Source organism: Hahella ganghwensis DSM 17046 (assembly GCF_000376785.1).
GTDB lineage: Bacteria > Pseudomonadota > Gammaproteobacteria > Pseudomonadales > Oleiphilaceae > Hahella > Hahella ganghwensis.
The window spans coordinates 182,095-201,525 of record NZ_AQXX01000143.1 but is presented as its reverse complement, the minus strand read 5'-3'; the positions used below and the strand labels follow the sequence as shown (position 1 = coordinate 201,525).

General features: G+C 48.1%; 15 protein-coding genes. 7 read left to right on the top strand and 8 right to left on the bottom strand.

All coding sequences use genetic code 11. The annotated features are described in order from the left end of the window. Positions 1–745 precede the first annotated feature (745 nt). Positions 746–3,598 carry a glycoside hydrolase family 48 protein gene (locus F566_RS0129950; RefSeq protein ID WP_033417044.1) on the top strand — a complete coding sequence of 951 codons (2,853 nt, stop codon included), beginning with the start codon at positions 746–748 and terminating at the stop codon, positions 3,596–3,598. 170 nt (positions 3,599–3,768) lie between these two features. Here F566_RS0129950 and F566_RS37095 read toward each other — a convergent pair whose 3' ends face one another. The 5 genes from F566_RS37095 to F566_RS35055 are packed head-to-tail and all read right to left on the bottom strand — an operon-like array spanning position 3,769 to position 9,761. Continuing rightward, positions 3,769–5,241 (bottom strand): family 43 glycosylhydrolase, encoded by a 1,473-nt coding sequence (locus F566_RS37095; protein WP_157497212.1) that lies wholly within the window; start codon positions 5,239–5,241, stop codon positions 3,769–3,771. Positions 5,242–5,294: 53 nt separating this feature from the next. Beyond that, positions 5,295–6,272, bottom strand: coding sequence for an ABC transporter permease subunit (locus F566_RS0129940; RefSeq protein ID WP_020410748.1), 978 nt, complete (start codon positions 6,270–6,272; stop codon positions 5,295–5,297). Beyond that, the gene (locus F566_RS0129935; protein WP_020410747.1) at positions 6,269–7,279 is read right to left on the bottom strand and encodes an ABC transporter permease; all 1,011 of its coding nucleotides are present in this window, start codon (positions 7,277–7,279) and stop codon (positions 6,269–6,271) included. The genes F566_RS0129940 and F566_RS0129935 overlap by 4 nt, the downstream gene beginning before the upstream one ends. A 13-nt stretch (positions 7,280–7,292) precedes the next feature. After that, the gene (locus tag F566_RS34560) at positions 7,293–8,897 is read right to left on the bottom strand and encodes a sugar ABC transporter ATP-binding protein (RefSeq protein ID WP_020410746.1); all 1,605 of its coding nucleotides are present in this window, start codon (positions 8,895–8,897) and stop codon (positions 7,293–7,295) included. 48 nt (positions 8,898–8,945) lie between these two features. Continuing rightward, positions 8,946–9,761, bottom strand: coding sequence for an ABC transporter substrate-binding protein (locus F566_RS35055; protein ID WP_425402018.1), 816 nt, complete (start codon positions 9,759–9,761; stop codon positions 8,946–8,948). A 594-nt stretch (positions 9,762–10,355) separates the two neighbouring features. On the opposite strand from F566_RS35055, the gene araC reads away from it, so the two are divergent. The 3 genes from araC (at position 10,356) to F566_RS0129905 (ending at position 13,615) form a co-directional block, all read left to right on the top strand. Further along, complete coding sequence (gene araC / locus F566_RS35050; protein ID WP_083921213.1) at positions 10,356–11,174, top strand: arabinose operon transcriptional regulator AraC; 819 nt, start codon at positions 10,356–10,358, stop codon at positions 11,172–11,174. 135 nt (positions 11,175–11,309) lie between these two features. Further along, positions 11,310–12,728 carry a pectate lyase family protein gene (locus tag F566_RS34545; protein ID WP_020410743.1) on the top strand — a complete coding sequence of 473 codons (1,419 nt, stop codon included), beginning with the start codon at positions 11,310–11,312 and terminating at the stop codon, positions 12,726–12,728. A 128-nt stretch (positions 12,729–12,856) separates the two neighbouring features. Then, positions 12,857–13,615 (top strand): SDR family NAD(P)-dependent oxidoreductase, encoded by a 759-nt coding sequence (locus tag F566_RS0129905; protein WP_020410742.1) that lies wholly within the window; start codon positions 12,857–12,859, stop codon positions 13,613–13,615. An 18-nt stretch (positions 13,616–13,633) separates the two neighbouring features. Here F566_RS0129905 and F566_RS34540 read toward each other — a convergent pair whose 3' ends face one another. Then, positions 13,634–13,945: a DUF6482 family protein gene (locus F566_RS34540; RefSeq protein WP_051085451.1), complete on the bottom strand. Its 312-nt coding sequence runs from the start codon at positions 13,943–13,945 to the stop codon at positions 13,634–13,636. A gap of 180 nt (positions 13,946–14,125) precedes the next feature. Between F566_RS34540 and F566_RS0129895 the strand changes: the two genes are divergently transcribed. Beyond that, a complete protein-coding gene (locus F566_RS0129895) occupies positions 14,126–14,902 on the top strand; it encodes a substrate-binding periplasmic protein (RefSeq protein WP_020410740.1) in 777 nt (258 codons plus the stop codon). 170 nt (positions 14,903–15,072) lie between these two features. Here F566_RS0129895 and F566_RS0129890 read toward each other — a convergent pair whose 3' ends face one another. Both F566_RS0129890 and F566_RS0129885 read right to left on the bottom strand, forming a co-directional pair. Continuing rightward, positions 15,073–17,286 carry a GumC family protein gene (locus F566_RS0129890; RefSeq protein ID WP_020410739.1) on the bottom strand — a complete coding sequence of 738 codons (2,214 nt, stop codon included), beginning with the start codon at positions 17,284–17,286 and terminating at the stop codon, positions 15,073–15,075. A gap of 175 nt (positions 17,287–17,461) precedes the next feature. Further along, the gene (locus F566_RS0129885) at positions 17,462–17,968 is read right to left on the bottom strand and encodes a polysaccharide biosynthesis/export family protein (protein WP_083921212.1); all 507 of its coding nucleotides are present in this window, start codon (positions 17,966–17,968) and stop codon (positions 17,462–17,464) included. Positions 17,969–18,135: 167 nt separating this feature from the next. On the opposite strand from F566_RS0129885, the gene F566_RS0129880 reads away from it, so the two are divergent. Together F566_RS0129880 and F566_RS0129875 are read left to right on the top strand one after the other, a co-directional pair. Next, a complete protein-coding gene (locus tag F566_RS0129880) occupies positions 18,136–18,522 on the top strand; it encodes a ketosteroid isomerase-related protein (protein ID WP_020410737.1) in 387 nt (128 codons plus the stop codon). A gap of 378 nt (positions 18,523–18,900) precedes the next feature. Beyond that, positions 18,901–19,161 carry a transporter substrate-binding domain-containing protein gene (locus F566_RS0129875; RefSeq protein WP_020410736.1) on the top strand — a complete coding sequence of 87 codons (261 nt, stop codon included), beginning with the start codon at positions 18,901–18,903 and terminating at the stop codon, positions 19,159–19,161. Positions 19,162–19,431 lie beyond the last annotated feature (270 nt).

The following is a 19,431-nucleotide window of genomic DNA, read 5'->3' as shown; positions in this document are numbered from 1 at the left end:
AGATACATCAAGCAGGTGTTTGGTTACGACAAAGTCCGCTATCGAGGCTTGGCCAAGAACAAGAGCCGGCTCTATCTGTTGGCGGCCTTCAGCAATCTGCTGATGGCAAGGAAAGAGCTGCAGGTATAGGGGCAGTGAGCCCAGATGACGCCCCACAGGGGGGGAAGATCCAAAATGGCCGGAAAAACACTCTGAATATTCGGCCATATATCGTCGAGAGTTTGAATTACCTCAGAACCTTGGGGTTATTCAGACTCTCCCTAGTTGTAAATATCAATCAGATGGATACAGCAGAAACATCCTTATACATAGCGTGAAATTACATATGCCATTTCACGCTATATGTATTTAATACGCCAACACAGTATTCATTACAGTGTCTTTCGTTACCGTTCCCGCTAACAAACCTTAGCTTTCGCATGGCAGAGACTTCTGCCCCCAGGCGGGCCTTATCAACCGATTAAGGTCTTACAACTCTTAACACGGCCAAATAATCCATATATGCAGCAGGTTAAGACCAGTTTCATAAATCAGTTCTCATATAACATTCCTCTGGCTCTGATGAGCATACATTTTATTTTTCTCTTTGTGTCTTAAAACATCCAAATAAATCATATACACACATTTAAATATTGAAGTTCAGTAAAGAAACTTTTGACGCCAACATGGCAACACGAAAGTTATCAGGAGTTCTTTAATTCACTGATCTTTTATTAATACTTCGGTTTGAGAAATAGGAGCCAAGATGAAGTTGCGTCCAATAAGGAAGATAAAACTACTCCCGCTGGCAATCGCCATGGCCGTTGGAACAATGGGGGCTAAGGCGAATGCATCTGCGGACGAGTATGATGAGCGCTTTATGGAAATGTGGAGCAAGATCCACAGCCCGGATAATGGTTATTTCAGTACAGATGGCGGACCTTACCACTCAGTTGAGACGTTAATTGTTGAAGCCCCTGATCATGGTCACGAGTCCACCAGTGAAGCCTACTCCTATTATCTTTTGCTTGAAGCCTGGTATGGCAAAGTGACAGGCGACTGGAGCAAACTTCGCGAAGCCTGGCAGAAGATGGAAGAGCACATCATTCCCACCCCTCAGATGCAGCCAACCAACAATTACTATAATCCTTCCAACCCCGCTTCTTATGCGGCCGAACACCCAGCCCCCAGCAACTATCCCAGCCAATTGGAGTTTGGCATTCCTGTAGGCGAAGACCCGATTTCTGCCCGCTTGGCACAAACCTACGGCACCTGGGATATTTACGGTATGCACTGGCTGCTGGATATGGACAACATCTACGGGTACGGAAACCTTGGAGACGGTGTCAGTACGCCCTCTTACATCAATACCTTTCAGCGTGGCGAACAGGAATCGGTATGGGAAGCAGTCCCTCATCCATCCTGGGAAACCTTTCAGTGGGGAGGCCCGAACGGGTTTCTTGACCTTTTTACCGGTGACAATAATTACGCCAGGCAGTGGCGATACACCAACGCTCCGGATGCCGACGCGAGAGCTGTCCAGGTAATCTATTGGGCTTACCAATGGATCAAAGAACAAGGCAAAGATCCGGAACAGGAAATCCCGGGCCTGCTGGCAAAAGCAGCCAAAATGGGGGACTACCTGCGCCTGGCAATGTTTGATAAATACTTCAAGAAAATGGGGGCGCAAAATAAATATGACGCTGGAGCTCGAGGGTATGAAAGCGCCCACTATCTGATGTCCTGGTATTACGCTTGGGGTGGCGCTGCCGACCCGAATGCCGGCTGGGCATTCAGAATCGGAAGCAGTCATGTCCACTTTGGTTACCAGAACCCCATAGCTGCCATGGCGCTTTCTGATTTCGACCCAATGAAACCACAAACACCAGGCGCGACTGAAGACTGGGCCAAAAGCCTGGAAAGGATGATGGAGTTTTATCGCTGGCTGCAATCTGCTGAAGGCGCGATCGCAGGCGGAGCCACCAATAGCTGGGACGGAGACTATCAACCCCACCCCCAGAATCTGGCTGACAGCACTTTTTATGGCATGGTTTACGATGAAAATCCGGTCTACCACGATCCGGGCAGCGGTACTTGGTTTGGCTGGCAGGCCTGGTCTATGCAGCGGGTTGCGGAATACTTTTACCTGACCGGGGATGCCCAAGCCAAAGCTTTGCTGGATAACTGGGTGCCCTGGGTGATGGAGCACCTGAAATGGCAGGATGACGGAACCTTCCAGTTACCCGCAACTCTGGCGTGGTCCGGCAAACCAAATAAATGGAACCCAGACAATCCACAGGCTAACGACGATCTTCACGTCAGCGTCGTTAACTATGGTCAGGATCTCGGTATTGCCGGAGGTGTGGCCAAAGCGTTGATGTTCTATGCGGCAGCAGAAGCGAAACACGCATCGCCGCAAGCGCCTGTACAGGAAGCTGCCAAGAAATTGTTGGACGCGATCTGGACACATTTCCAAACCTCCAAGGGACTGGCCGCCCCTGAAAAGCGCGGGGACTATTCACGCTTCTTTGATCAGGTATATGTCCCTGCATCATTTAACGGTCACATGCCCAATGGGGACGAAGTTAACAGCAACTCTACTTTCCTGAGCCTGCGTTCTTTCTATGAAAAGGACCCAATGTTTAAGGAGGTGAAAGACGTCCTCGATAACGGACAGGAACCTGAGTTTACCTATCACCGATTCTGGGCACAGGTGGAGCTGGCAACGGCTTATGTCACCTATCAGGATCTGTTTGGGAGTACCGACGATTGCCAGGGAAATTGTGTGCCTCAAGGGATACCGCAACTGCTTAAAACACGCACCCATGAGCCACTGGAGATAGAGTTACATGCGACAGACTCAGATGGTGAAATCGTTCGCTATGAAATAAGTACACCGCCACTGCATGGAACACTTACCGGCACCGGCAAGCGGCTGACCTATACTCCAGCCCCCGGTTATCAGGGGACTGACCGTTTCGAGTTTACAGCAACCGATGATGACGGTGCAGTATCGGCCCCGGCACAGATCTCGATTAACGTCGTTGAAGCCACTATTGAAATGGTGTCACCGCCTAATGGCAGTGAGTATGTTCTGAACGACATCATTCAGATTGACGTTAACAAAGATCATAACTTCAGAGCCCTGATTGAACTTAACGATAATGCGGTGGCGACAGTCGAAAAGGAATCAACCAGTACTTTCCTGCAATTACCGGATTTTGAGGGCAACCATACGCTCGTCGCGAAACTGGTTGATGACAGCAATACTGTCATCGCGACTTCCAATGAGGTGATCGTTGTCACCACCTCACCGGGTGCTGGCGGATTGGATTGTGCCGTCACGGAAAATGTCTGGAACAATGGCTTCGTGGCCTATGTGACCGTCACCAATAATACCAACGAAACTGTGGAAGGATGGACCATGGAGGTCCCACTTAGTGCAACAGACAGTTTCACTAATGGTTGGAGTGCAGAATACCAGGTGAACGGCGCTTCCATCTCCGCCTCTCACATGTCCTGGAATGCAACCATCGCTCCCGGGGCTTCTGTAAACTTCGGATTCCAAGGAAGTTATTCCAGAAGTCACGCACCGTTGACCTGTTCACAGGGAAGTTAACCTGCCCCCCCCCCAGGCAAATTGCGCTAAAGACGATAAATTGCCTTTAGCGTTAATATAACGGTGATTTTGGGGGAGAGTGATCTTCCCCTCTTTTTATCACTTCTCTTTTTTCATTTCCCTTCTTTCATCTTTTCATCTCATCAACAGGCAAGGGAACTCTTTTCCCGCTAATCTTCCTGCCAGATCTGGACATCCAGCCCATTGCAGTCCCATTGCCTAAGAGAGGCTCCGTTGCGATTATCCCATCTATAAAGATCAAGGCACTTGCCGCTATGTCTGTTTCTGAGCTGAAAAGTGTTGTTGCCCTGCAATTCTCTTATCCATTGTTGATTGCTGCCACCATGGCATGGCCACTGTATAACATTCGCACCATTGGCCAGGCTTCTCTCTGAGACATCCAGACATAGATCACTGTGCGAGGCACGTAACTGAGCATATTTATCACCAAGACTCTCATACAGAAACGTTTGATGATCTTCGCCACGGCAATCCCACTGAATGAGATCAGCCCCCTGAGCACTACTTCTCCCTTTCACATCTGCACAACGCTGACTGAAGGACAGCTTCAGCCCGGAAAAACCACTGAGGCCATTGGCGTAGGGAATACCAAAGTTCGGCGTGCCGTCCTCATTCCAGGTAAATACCTTCGCCCGCATATGGCGATTGGGATCATAGAGGGAGTTTCCGGGGATCTCGGCATAATCCCGCGCATGGTAAATCAGGATATCTTTTTTCCCATTTTGGGATGTCGTAAAGGAATTGTGCCCCGGACCATACTGATGGGTCCGGGCATTGGATTCAAACACAGGTACGGGCGATTTACGCCAGGAAGATGAAATCAGCAAGTTGGCATTTTCGTCCACCGTCAGTAGCCCCATCGCATAATTTCTATCTGTTGCACTGGCAGAATAAGAGACAAATATTCGACCATTTCTTTTCAGCACTGCAGGCCCTTCATTGACATTATATCCTCGTTTTTCCCAATCGTATTTCGGGTAAGCGATTAACGCCTGTGTTGACCGGTCTATTGTCCAGGGGTTTAGCATTCGAGCAATATACAGATGACTTTCCTGACTCGGAGGCTTCTGCGCCCATATCAGATAACGGCTCCCCTGATGCTCGAAGGTCGTGGCATCCAGCGCAAAGAAAGAGGCGGGATTACCCAGATCATTCACTTCAAGTTCACCTTTGGATACCCAGGTTCCGTCGGTGGGATTGGGAGAGCTGTTAGCAAGAACATAGATGCGAATATCCCATAGATCATCGGACTCGGATGCTGCGTAATAGAGATACCAGCGTCCATCGATATAATGAAGCTCCGGAGCCCAGACAAACCCGCTCATCGGGCCTGTAGAAGGTTGCCACCAGACAGTATGCTCATGGGTATTGGCCAGCTCTTCAATGCTTCGAGCCCGGCGAATAACAATACGATTGTATTCAGGAACCGAGGCGGTGAAGTAATAAAAGCCATCTGCATGTTTATAGATCCAGGGGTCTGCCCTTTGCTCAATCACCGGGTTCAAAAACGTCTCAGCCATAGCAAAGCAGGGCATAGACAAGGACAGAAATACCGTAGCCATTACCGCCAGTTTACCCGAGTTCATCATACGCCCCCACAGTCCATACGAAATATTAAACACAGATCAATCTCCAATGTGATTTCCGTTTTTACCGGCCGCTAATATATGAATGTTCAATCAGCTTGATCTGGATAGCCCCTAACCAGAAATCGAACACTCCCCTTCTGGAGCAGGAGAAATAACAACAAAAACCCAGCGATTGCGACTTTTGTCCATCCACTGTTCAACGTTCCGTCAAAGGCAATCAATGTTTGTATGATGCCGAGTACCAGACATCCCAGAAAAGTCCCTACCACCAGCCCCACGCCCCCGGTCAGCATGGCTCCTCCCATAACAACAGCAGTGATGACGTCCAACTCAACACCAATGGCAGCCAGCGGATAGGCAGCCCCGGTGTATAGCGTAAAGATGACGCCGGCAATACCGCTGAATAATCCACTCAATGCATATACATAAATAACTGTGGGTATGACTGGCAACCCCATCAGATAAGCCACTTTACGATCACCTCCGACAGCATAGACATTCATGCCGAACCGGGTCTGATGCGCGAGAACGACGCCCAGAACCAGGAGAAGCCCTGTTACCAGGACAATAATGCTCACCCCTCCTCTTCCGGGTAGCGGAAAGTAAATGTCAGAAAGCATGGTCAGAAAAGGATGACTGACAGGTACCGAGTTTAGATTGATCAGATAGGCGATCCCGCGATACAGGAACATCGCGACCAGCGTTACGACGAATGGTTGCAAACCAAAAACTGCGACAAGAATGCCCACAAAGGTTCCGGCAATCATTGAGAAAAGTAATGCAATCGCAATGGCGGTCAAAGGATGGTAGCCATAGTCATTTAACATCGTCCCCATCAAAACGCCGACCAGAGCGATCATAGCTCCCACGGACATATCGATGCCCCCGGACAGGATCACAAAGGTCATGCCAATTCCAGCCACGATCAGAAAGGCGTTGTCGGTCAAAAGATTCGAGAGCACCAGAAGATCACGAAAGCCCGCATAATGGTATGCGCCTGCTCCATAGAGCATCAGAAAGATAAAGAGTGTTGCCCAGACGGGTGCAAATTTTCTGTCTGTCACAGCTCCTCCCGGGGCTTTTGAGGGCACCATCGTCGTGACAGTTGTCGTGGCAATAAGCGTGACAATTTTTGTCCAACACTTTCCGATTGAGCTATGATCAGGGTTATCACCACCAATGCTTTAATGACAAGGCTGTACTGCGCCGGAAAACCGCTGATGAGCAGCATGGAGGTTAATGTCTGGATGATTAATACTCCCATCACAGCCCCAAGAAGACTCATTCGTCCTCCGAATAAAGAAGCGCCAGCCATGACGACAGCAAGAATCGCATCCAACTCAATCCACAGACCCATATTGGCCGCATCCGCCCCTTGAATATCGGCCGCAAGCAATACACCGGATAACGCCGCACTGACCCCGGAAAACAGATAAACGAAAACGACAATACCGAGCGTATTAACTCCCGCCAGATAGCTCGCTCGAGTATTGGCACCGATGGCCTCGATAAAGAGCCCCAATGCTGTCTTTCTGATAAACACGACCATGAACAGCACAAAGGCTCCCATGATCAGAACTCTGGAGGGGATTCCCCATAGATGTCCATTGCCCAGTCCGTTGATAAAATCGGAATCAAAGGTCACGACCTGACCATCAGTTATGATCTGCGCAATCCCACGCCCGGATACCATCAGGATCAGTGTCGCCACAAATGAAGGCAGGCCCAGAACAGCCACCAGCAATGCATTCCATAGTCCACAGATCAACCCGACGCCGAGACTGCACGCAAGTATGAGATAGGGAGACAATTGGCTATAGGCTGCCAGTACCGCCGTGACAGAGCCGGCTATGGCGATGATTGCTCCGACGGAAAGATCAATATTTCCGGTACCAATAACCAGCGCCATACTCAAGGAAACAAGGATAGCTGGGGCACTGTGATGCAATATATCAATCAGGCTTCCAAAAAAGCGTCCGTTAACTATTCTGATCGTTAGAAAATCCGGTTCCAGTAGCGTCGAAACTGAAACCAGCAAGAGCCAAAATGCTATGAGCCAGGTCGTCTTCATGAGCCGCTATCCCTCAGCATTTGGCAGCTATCTGAGTCTGAACGGACGCTTGACCCAGCATCTCTGACAAAGCTTTGGGATCAAATTCCTCAATCGGCAGCTCCAGCACCTTCTCCCGGTTTTTCAGTATCAGAATACGATCAGAGATGGTCACCAATTCATTCAGATCTGAGGAAGCCATGACAATGGAGGTTCCCCGCACCTGCAGTTCCTTTAGTATCTTTATTATCTGAGCACGGGTGACAATATCGATACCTCGTGTAGGCTCATCAAGAATAAACAGCTTCGGCATAGTGATGAGCCATCTTGCCAGAAGCACTTTTTGCTGATTACCACCACTTAACTGATGAACAGGACAGTCCGGCCCGGGCATTTTGATTTGCAGTTCATCAACTAACCGATTGACTAACGATACTTGTCGGCGGCGAGTTATTGGAAGCCACCAACCTCTTTTAGCCTGCAAGGCCAGGATCAGATTCTCCCGTACACTTAACTCTGCAATGATGCCCGACACATTACGATTTTCGGGACAGAAAGCCATTCCATGCCGGATAGCCGTTCTCGGCGAAGATATCCTGCCTGTTTGGTTGCCCATTCTGACCTTTCCGAAATCCGCCTTGCAGGCGCCGTATAGCAGACGACAAAGTTCTGTTTGGCCCGCACCCAACGAACCAGTCATCCCTAGCACTTCTCCTTGATAAAGATTCAATGAAACGGGTTTGAGGTAATTCGACTTGCCCAATCCATCAATGACCATAAATGGCTTTTTAACTTGATTAGCGTTGGCGTTGGCGTTGGCGTTGGCGTTGGCGTTGGAGCAGAGATTAGAACTGAAGTTGGGACGAAAACTGCTCCCCGATGGATGTAATTCTCGCTGACACCCGATGCCGCCAGTCATTTTCTGAACCAGCTCTTGCCCGGATATGTCAGCCGAAGCAAAAGTACCAACGCACCTTCCATTTCTCAGCACACTGATACGGGAAGCGTAATCAAATACCTGATCCAGATGGTGGGTCACGAACAGGACGCTCATGCCCTGCCTGACCAGTGAAGAGATTAGCCTGAATAAACGTTCAACCTCATGGCACTCAAGGTTGGTAGTGGCTTCATCAAGTATCAGTAATTTCGCGTTATGACTGATAGCCCTGGCAACGGCCAATAGTTGTTGTTCAGCAACAGACAGCGTATTCAACTGTCGCGAAAGATCCAGCTCAAGCCCGACCTTCTGAAGTATTGCGCGGGCCTGACGTCGGGCCCGCCGCCAGTTGATCAACCCCAACCGTGTTGGCGGACTGAACAATGTCAGGTTCTCTGCAATCGTCATCCCGGGTATGAAGTTCGGCTCTTGAAAGACGGTATAAACACCCCGCTTCAGCGCATCTCCAGGAGATGCCAGGTTGTAGGGATGGTTTTCCAGATAAACCCTGCCCTGGTCGGGACGGTGGACACCAGTGAGAATATTCAGCAGTGTCGATTTTCCTGCACCGTTTTCGCCGACTAACGCATGCACTTCACCTTTACGGATATCCAAGGAAACCCTGTCCAATGCCCACACACCTTGAAATCCTATGCTAACCCGATGAATTCGAAGCAATGAGTCCACACTTTCCTGTCGCATGGCCAATTCCGGATGAATGATTTCTGTCTGTCATTTCCTGATCCAATTTCATTCTTTCCGCAAAGTCATGCGCCTCTCATACTCTTCAGCAGCAGTGTCCGGCAGGTAAAGGGGCCCGTTCACCTTGACCCACTTTGCCACTTCTCGTCCTTGCCGGTTGGCTTCCAATGCATCGAACGCCGGAGCACCAAGCTGAGGCGTTAACTCAATGGTCGCATTGGCCTCTCCATTAGCCATTGCTCGAAAGATATCCAGTACTGCATCGATCGACACCAATAAGATATCCTTTGCCGGCTTCAGACCAGCTTCCTTAATGGCTAATAGCGCTCCAAGCGCCATATCATCGTTATGGGCAAAAGCAGCACAGATATCAGTGCCTCCTTTCTCCGCTTTGATAAAGCTTTCCATCACCATTTTCCCTCCCGCTCTCGTAAATCCCCCGCTCTGACTGCGGATAATCTGCATATTGGGAAAATGACTGATGATTCGCTCAAACCCAGTTTTACGGTCAAGTGCAGCAGACGACCCCAAGGTCCCCTGAATTTCAACAATCCTGCAGTCCCCGCTAGTCTCAGCTGCCAGCCAGGAAGCGGCCAATGCGCCTTCTTCAATAAAATCCGAAGCGATCTTGGTCAGATACAGTTCTTCGCTGGCTTCCACCCCCCGATCAATTAATACCACGGGGATCTCAGCACGCCTGGCTTCCTTGAGCACTTGCTCCCAGCCAGTCTCGACAATGGGTGCCAGCAGAATCCCATCAACTCCCTGAGCAATAAACGAACGAACCGCCTTTATTTGATTTTCCTGTTTATTCTGGGCATCGGAATATTTAAGCGTGAAACCTCTTTTTTCTGCTTCTTGGATAATGGCTTTGGTTTCTTCAGCTCTCCAGCCGCTTTCGGTGCCGATTTGCGAAAATCCATAACAGCATCAGCATATATATTTCCTGCAATCATATTAATCATCAGGAAAACAAAAATCGTGATACAACATTTATATTTCATAGCTTCTTATTATGCACTTTATAAAGTTATATTCTTCATTATCAAACACCAACAGAAATCACATTAAATCATCAAAACACATAACAATCACAGCACATCTTAACCCCTTGATAATTTCAATCCTCTTGATTATATCAACCCAAAAAAACGAGACATCATCCTTTTTATCTATCAAAATAGGACTATGCAGTTAAAGTCATAAAAACATCTGATTAAAACAATTCCGAACTGATTATATTTGAAATATTTTTTAACTAAGTTAATTTATTTAAAATATAGACAATCCTGCTACATTTATTGATTTTTTTGCCAACTCTTCCGAAATATCACCAATCATGTTTGACCCAGCTTTAACTTTTATTATTAATTCATCCCCCTAAAACAAAATATGAAAATAAAATTTCTTTTTTACCATCTGACCAATTGGTCAACATAGGGATATCCATTTTTAACAATGATGAATCAGGCGAATAAACTCGATCCCTTAAAGCCGGGATACCCATTCAATGCCCATTTGGTAGCGGGAATTACGCCTATCGAAATGGACGGTGAACTCGACTTCTGGATCGACCGGCCCAAAGGATTAAAGGGTTATATCATTAACCTGACAGTCTCAGGATCAGGTATGGTTTTTCCAAACGGGGGCCAATCAAGGCAGGTCCACAAAGGCGATATGATGCTGATCCCAACCCGTGCCACACATGACTATGGACGTCACAATGAAAGTGAATCCTGGCATCATCGCTGGATCTATTTCAGGCCACGAGCAACATGGACAGAATGGCTGGACTGGTCACAAACCATCAATGATGTTGGCTTTCTGACACTGCCCACTGACAGCTTTGAGGTCATTAATGAACTCTTCCAAAAAATTGAACATTCCAGCAAATCAGAGACTTCACTCGCAGAAGAACTCTGTCTAAATCTTCTGGAACAGATATTGATCAGATGTCGAAAGTTCGATCATGCAAGGCCATGTATTCCTATCGATCAACGAATACTTAGGACCTGTCATTTCATTCATGAAAATCTGGCAAGAGAATTATCGATATGTGAACTCTCTCACATTGCATGTATGTCAAGTTCCCGGTTTTCTCACCTATTCAAAGAACAATTCGGTGTATCTGTCAGGCAATGGATTGAAGATCAAAGAATCAGCCTTGCCAGACAATTATTAATTACATCAAGTTTACCGGTTAACCAGATCGCCATCTATTTGGGCTACCAGGATGCATTTATTTCTCACGGGTTTTCAAAAAGAACCTTGGTGTAAGTCCAAGAGAGTTCCGCAACAAGCATTTATAAACAGAGTGGATACATCGGTTAATACTCACTGAACGATATTTAACAACCTATATGTACAAAGATAAAAAATACAAATCACTTACTAACTATAGAGAAGTATCACATGCATATTCATCGTCTACCCCCTTTCCTGCTCGGCATTTTCCTCCTGCTTAGTCTGAATGTTCAGGCTGAAGAGTTCAGACACGATATCTACTATAAGATCATTAACAAACACAGTCAGAAAAGTCTGGACGTCAATGTCGCCTCAAAAGAAAAAGGAGCGAATGTCATTCAGTGGTCTTACTGGGAAGGTGAGCATCAACAATGGAAGCTTCTTGAAAATGGCGACGGCACCTACCGTATTGTGACCCGGCACAGCAACCAGGTTCTGGATGTGGCAGGGCTCTCTACTGCCGACAATGCCAATGTCCTGCAATGGCCCTGGAAAAGCGGCAACACGGCCAACCAGCGCTGGAAGGTGATCGACCTTGGGAACGGTCATTTCAGTTTTATCAATCTTCACTCAGGAAGGGCGCTGCAGGTCATGCATGGTTCTGGTAACAATGGCGCCAATATCGTCCAGGGAACCTATCGCGGACTCAACGAACAGCAATGGCGTATCGAACCGGCCTACCCTGACGGCCCGAATGCGGGGCAGGAACAATTCAAAATAGCCGGATTTGCCACATTAAACGGTGGTACTGACGGAGGCTATGGCGGAAGAACGGTTACTGTAAGCAACCTGTCAGATTTCAAAAAATACGCTCAAAGTAACAGTCCCAATATCATCAGAGTCAACGGCATTATCAGGCTCACCGGCATGGTGAAAATCAACTCTGATAAAACCATCCTCGGTTTAGGCAACAACTCTGGATTTACCGGCGGAGGACTGGAAATCAATAGCGTACGAAATGTGATTGTGAGGAATCTGAAGCTTTCTTATAGCCGCGATGATCTGATCAAAGTGCAATCCTCAAGTAATGTCTGGATTGATCACAATGAGCTCTGGAATGATCGTCATCATGGCAAGGATTACTATGACGGGTTGATTGATATCACCCGGGGCAGCGACTACGTCACAGTATCCTGGAACAAATTACATGACCACCACAAGGGCAACCTGATCGGTCATAGTGATAATAATAGCGGTGAGGACTTTGCTCGCCTGCGCGTCACCTATCGGCATAACCTGTTCGCCAATGTTGATTCGAGAATTCCGAGTATTCGGTTTGGCCAGGCTCACTTCTATAATAATTACGTCCTGAATGCTGATTTCGCCATTAACTCAAGGATGGGGGCAGAAGTATTAGTGGAGGGTAATCACTTCGAATCCGTCAAACTGCCCATCGCCACCGATAGATACAGTCAGCAGGATGGCTATGCGATCGAACGGTATAATCTGTACGTTAACAGCGGCACAAATCGCATTACACAGACCGGCTCTTTCCATGTTCCTCCTTATCCCTACGAACTGGAAGATGCCAGGAGCGTGGCGGAGACAGTCATGCAAAATGCTGGAGTCGGTATCATCGCTCATTAATTGGCCTGTCACCAAAAATGAAACAGGGCGTGTATGCCCTGTTTCCTGATCTGCACTAAAGCTGATTTTAACTTTGAATCGTAATGCTTTCTCAGAGAGGAAGACTCTAAGAAAAGGTCGGGGGGATCATGCCTGAGTTTGCATTCACTGATTCAAACAAACTTCATATCGCCGTAATTGGTGCGACTGGGGGGTTAGGAAAAGCCTTTATCGAAAAACTATCACAGCATCCTGATACACAGGCGATTTATGCGTTATCCCGTCAGGCCCCTCAATGGGAGCAACCTTCGATTTGTCCGGTAACGCCAATACCAACAGATGTGACCCGACAAAGGTCTGTCGAATCAGCTTTTGAGCAAATCCATCAATCTACCAACAAGCTTCATCTGGTCATCAATGCGGTCGGCATTCTACATAATCGCTCCATACAGCCAGAAAAAGGCCTGCAGAGCTTCCAACAGACGGAGGCTCATCAGGTGTTTCAGGTTAATGCCTACGCTTTACCCATCATTGCCCGCTACGCTTCGCCATTTCTTAAACACGCAGAAGGTAGCTTGTTTGCGTCGCTGTCAGCCAGGGTGGGCAGCATCAATGACAATCATCTTGGCGGCTGGTACAGCTATCGCGCCTCCAAAGCGGCGCATAATATGTTCTTGAAAACAATCAGCCTTGAATGGCGGTATGCTTTACGTCATACGGTCTGCGTTGCGCTACATCCAGGAACAACGAAAACTCCGCTTTCGACTCCGTTTATATCCACGAATTATCCTCATCGCGTTCTCACTCCGAGGGAAAGTGCGTCGTATTTACTTGATGTTATATCGAGGCTCACGACAAAAGATTCGGGAAGTTTTTATGCCTGGGACGGCAAAATAATTGATTGGTAAAGCCAAAGTCAGAGGACCTTACAAGAGGCAATCTTTGTCCGGTGGGCTGAGAGTCGTCTCCAGTGGTGCCACCCTCTCAACACTATGACCAATCATTTCACCATAGGCAGAATGCTGGACCAGTGTCACTTTAGATATCCCAAATCCCAAAAAAGGTTTCTTGGCTGCCGCAATACTCCGAAATATCAGGCTAGCTCCTCGATCATCCAATACCAAATGCTCTTTTCCAGCAATGACAACTCGTACCGAATACAACGCATTCTCCATGGAATATAGGCGAAGCTCCTCCACTTCCATGCCAAAAAGATCCTTCAAACACACTTGATTCATTTCTACCTCAGAGCTGATAAGGTCAAATTTGTCTTTACGTACCGAGATTTAGAACCGACTACTCCTTCGGTTTTAGATTCATCGTTATTGTCGCTTCCATCCTGCCCACAAACTTGCTCCCCAGCCCAAGCCTGTATAACCTTCTATCACTAACACTCTTTTGTGCAGCGCTGATATCGCATGGTTAAGTTCCTGAACCGATTAACGATTTTGCTGTTACTTGGTAGCTTCTCTACTTCCCAGGCGGAGGAAACCGTTCGTATAGCAGTTGGCGAATGGCCTCCCTATCTTTCAGCAGAATTTCCTCACTTTGGTGTGGCGGCCCACATTGTGGAAGAAAGCTTTACTGCGGCCGGAGTGAAGGTAGAGTTTGGTTTCTTCCCATGGAATCGTGTGGCCCGTTATGTGGAGGACGGGTTGTGGGACACTTCGATTCTCTGGGTGGAAACCGAAGAGCGAAAGAAAGTTTATCTATTCTCGGAGGTGGTTTTTGAAGGGACTGCCGTTTTTTTCCATCGCCGGGACCATCCCATTAAATGGCAAACCTATCGAGACTTCGAAGGTGTCAAGTTTGGCGGTTTGATGAGCGCCAGCTATCCCTGGTTCGAGTCTGCCAAAGAAGCGGGAGTCAACATGATCATGGAAAAGGTCTCTGAAGAAAGTCTGAACTTTGCCAAGCTTTTGTCTGGAAGAATCCATGCCTTCTCTCTGGACAAGTTAGTGGGCATCTACATACTTCAGAAAAAGCTTCCCTACGTCATGGACTATATCAGTTACAACCCGCGACCGATTGAGTCCTGGCCTTACCGACTGATTTTCACCAAAAGTCCCCGCGGAGAAATGATGGTTAACGCATTTAATCGGGGATTACTCATACTCAAGGAGAAGGGCTTGATTGAACGCCACCTGCAGGAAGCTGTAGAAGGACTTTATTATCCAAGGGAAATGAAGCCCTAATAAAAACAAACACTTCCCCAAAGAACCTCTATTAAAAACGTTACCATTGCAATGCTATTAACCTATCTCAAAGGCTCCCTGGTATGACAGGACCAAAAAGGCAGGTCACAGATTAAGATCCGACCTGCCTATATCCTCATTAACAGCATCCTCATTAACAGCCCAAGCCATTAAACCAGCCCACTGGGCTCCTTACGCTGAATAGTGATCAGTGGCTCCTCTTGAGTAACGCCGGTAATTTTGACATCAGATTTAACCGGCTCACTGTAGGTAGGATACTTTCTTTGGGCGTACTGGTTTTTAAAACTGGCCGGACTGACCTGATTCAGCACCACGCCGGCAACCCCTGCATCCGCTTCACGCAGTCGTCTGATCCCTTCATGGATCTGGGGTACAAGCGTTTCTCCAGCCTTGACGACATAGATGATCGAATCAGCAAAGGCTGCCAGAGCCATCGCATCGTTGACAGCCAATACCGGTCCGGTATCAATAATGATCCGATCATGGAGCTTTTTAAGTACAGCGAGAACCATTTGGAACTTGCGACTGGAAAGGACTTCCTCCGGATTACCCGGTGGTGTCCCGGCCGTCATGACACTGGCGCGAGTACCCTCCAGGCTATGCAGGCACTGCTCTATTTCTGCCGTATTGGCAATCAGGTCCGACAGCCCCGGCGCGGTGCTGGAAATACCAAGAGATCCAGCCAGCATGGATCGACGAAAATCTGCATCCACCAACAGGACATCTTCACTTTTTCCAAACGCCTCAGCCAGGTTCAGCGCCAGTGTACTTTTGCCTTCGCCCTCTTGGGTTGACGTCACCATAATCACTTTACAGGCCTGATCTACCCGGGAAAGTATCATACTGGTCCTGAGGCCAATGACCGACTCAGTAAACGGACTATCCGCAGCGGCAATCACCCCCTCATATACGCGACAGACTTTACCAGGCTCCTCCTGAGCCCTGAGATGATCCTCAACGGCAGGCAGAGAGCCCAGAACCGGTACCTGTAGTAATTCATCAATCTGCCCAATCTCATCAATCGTGTTGTCTTTCGCGCTACGAGTCCAGGCTCTGATGGCCCCTACAATCAGGGCAGCCAGTATTAACGACAGGTATACGAGTCGGGAATCAGGCATGAACGGAACCACAGGCGCGATTGCGGCGTTAATTACCCGGGCATTCTGCATACCGGGTCCGGCTGCTGGTGCCGGCAGTTCTTCAAAACGAGCCAGAAAGCCTTCATAGAGCTGGCGGTTACTTTCCACTTCCTGCTCCAGCTCAGTAACCAGTTGCACACCCAGTTCACTCTGTCTGGAAGTGACTTGAGACATCTCCTGTAGTCGTTGCTTGGCCAGATCCAGTTGCCGTGAGCTGGCCTTCTCCTTTTCCAGGGCAGCCTGATAGACAGCCTCAACCTCTTCTGCTGCCTTGAACAACTGAGTTTCCAGCTCCCCCTTGAATACCTCCAGCTCTTCCTGAGCAGCAATCATTTTGGGGTGCTTCGGTCCATAACGACCGGCGAGCTCATCAACAGCGGCCTGAGTTTTTTCCTGACGTTTCACCAAAGACTGGACTATTGGCTTTTCAATAATCACTGGTAATTGAAGGAGGTACTCTACAGGCGGCGGTGAGCCAAAAATCACCACCTTGTCATAATGCTTTTCCGCCTCAATTCTTGCTCTTCTCAATGTCATATTTCGAACGGTGAGCTGAGTGATCAAATCATCTTTTGCCGAAGCCGCGTCGCCTTCTCCGGTTTCAACTGAATTAAGCGTGGGAGGGTCGATCAGTTGCTGCAAACTGTTTAAACGAGCTTCGGACTCCAATGACCGCTGATGCACCGCTTCCAGGTTTTCACTCTTTAATGCAGGGTCGATTGCCACTTGTGGCGTATCAGCTGTCATGTAGGTCGAGATATATTGCTCAGCAATGGTGTTAGCAAACAGTGCCGCTACTTCTGGATCGAATGCCTGAAAACGAATTTCCACGAGCTGAGTATTACGAACCGGCGCAATGACTAGGCGATCCATGAACAGCCTAACGGTTTGCTGCTCGTCACCGGGAGAATTTGAAGCTTCTCCGGAAGAGTCTTTCTCCTTAGGCTCGGCAGCTTTAATGCTGTTTTTTAATACACTGTCAAGCAGATCTGAAGGAAGGATCGCCTGCCATGCCATCATTCCCTGCTGATCCGGATCAAATTCTGTCATGTCACTCAGTTTGAGACGGGAAACCACGGCCTCCGCCAGGCCTCTGGAGCGAAGAATCTCATGCTGGGTTTGCAGGAAGCTCAACTCTTCTTTTTCCAGACCGCTATTGTCGATCCTCTCTTGCTCCAGAATAGCTGGACGCTCAATGAGAATCGTAGCGGTAGCCTGATACATTGGACGAATACCTCTGAGCAGGCCATATCCAATACAATATGGCACACATCACTAGAAATAAAACGCCACGTTTATACTTTAGAATCGCCGCCCCCAACTTTCGGAGGCTAAACCCTTGCTGACCGGCTGCGGAGGACTTCAGCCTCTGTTCCGGTTCTGCCCTTAGATTATCCATCTAGAGAAAACTCTCCATCACGATGACGATATCACCCGGATTCAGGCGTGCATCCAGATCTGTTGGATGCGGTGTCTGGGCAGGATCCTTTTCTGAAATGAGCTGAATTTCATCTTCCTCGGCATCTTCGGTAAAGCCTCCGGCCAGAGAAATAGCTCTGCGAACCGTCAGTCCCGGTTGATAGGCATATCCACCGGGATTCTTCACCTCACCGTTTACATAGAATTTCCGGTACTCAAGAACCGTCACGATCACTCGGGGAACTACCAGATAGCCCTGCTTCAACCCTTGAGTAATATGATCCTGCAACTGGGCAACAGTGCTTCCGACCGGCCTTATCTCTCCGATAAAGGGATAGGATATTGACCCGGTATCGCCAAGCCTGGCCTCCAGGGTCAAGTCGCTTTCACCATATACCTGAATCCGTATCAGATCTCCCGCCCCCAATTGGTACTGCTCATAATCCGAATTCACATTTTCGGCATGGCTGAGCGGAGATGTCACCATAAACAACCACACAACAAAAACGAAATTAACTGTCTAAAGCAATCCATTCAGGAAGCCCCTCAGAAAATATCCCTAACCTGACAATATGATTCCATGATATTTCATTTTCATCCAGTAGCTAAATGCACTAGGTTTACCTATTTTTTGAGCCAATTGACGAAATCAGATTGATTGAGGTCTATTACGCTGCGTTTAACGCGCAGGATATGGAGAGATTTCTGGAACTATTATGTGATGACGTCATTCACGATATCAATCAGGGAGAACGCCAGGTCGGCAAACAGACATTTGCTTCCTTCATGGACAAGATGAACACCTGCTATCGAGAACGCCTGGACGACATCGCCATTATGGCAAATCAGGATGGCACCAGGGCTGCGGCAGAATTCGTTGTTCTGGGAGAATACTTGAGATCAGACGAAGGTCTGCCCCCAGCCGATGGACAAACCTACCAACTCGCAGCCGGTGCTTTCTTTGAGATCCGTGACGGGAAAATTTCCCGTGTGACAAACTATTACAATTTGCAGGACTGGATTGCCCAGGTTTCCGCGTAGACCAGCCAACGTCCGCGCAGTAGTCTGACTGGGCGGACAAGCAGCCTTCACATCCTTCCCCCCCCGGTGAATAAACCCGCTTTCCGATCGGGTAAAAATAAACCTGCGGCGACGATCCTCCGAATAGATCATCCGAAACTCACGAATCTGTACTATGGTTATAGGATAGACCAAAGGGCATAGTCCACTTCCATCACAATGGTCTGTTCGTGAAAACAGCATTCCACGGATATACCCGGCGAGACTCTGAAAACGATGACACCGCCACAACGGCAACAAGGTAATTACTCAGAGACTCCCTAGCCCTAGCTAGTCACAGGTACGTAGATCTGTTATGCAACCTGCAAAAGTCACAAGTAGCCCTTAGATGGTGTCAACATGCCGTTAAAAACACTTTGGGGAGTTACCCTATTAGTTGCACTCTTTGCCAGTCAGGTTTACGCAGCAGAACGGCTAACATGCGTACGTGCAGTGCTGGCCGAGGTAGATTATCCTCCGTTTTATTACATGAAAGATGATGAACTTATCGGTATATCCGTAGAGGTTCTGAATCAGGTTGCGGATCAGTTGAATCTTGAAATCGAATATATCCGACTGTCCTGGCCAAGAGTTCTAAATCACTGGAAAATGGCTCTATAGATCTGGTCACCACCTTTTTCAACACCGCTGAAAGAGCGCCTTTCGTTGTCTATACAGGTGTACCGCATGCCTATGAAATCAATAACTTCTTCGCACCTTTGGACAGTGGCGTTTCCTTCAATGGTCGATTCGAATCATTAGCAGCTTATCGGATTGGAATGATTCGGGGTTATTCTTACGGCCAGCGATTTGATGAGGCAAATTATCTATTAAAAGAGCAGGTTCTGGACGAAGCCACACTCGTCAGAATGCTGGTCGGACATCGTTTTG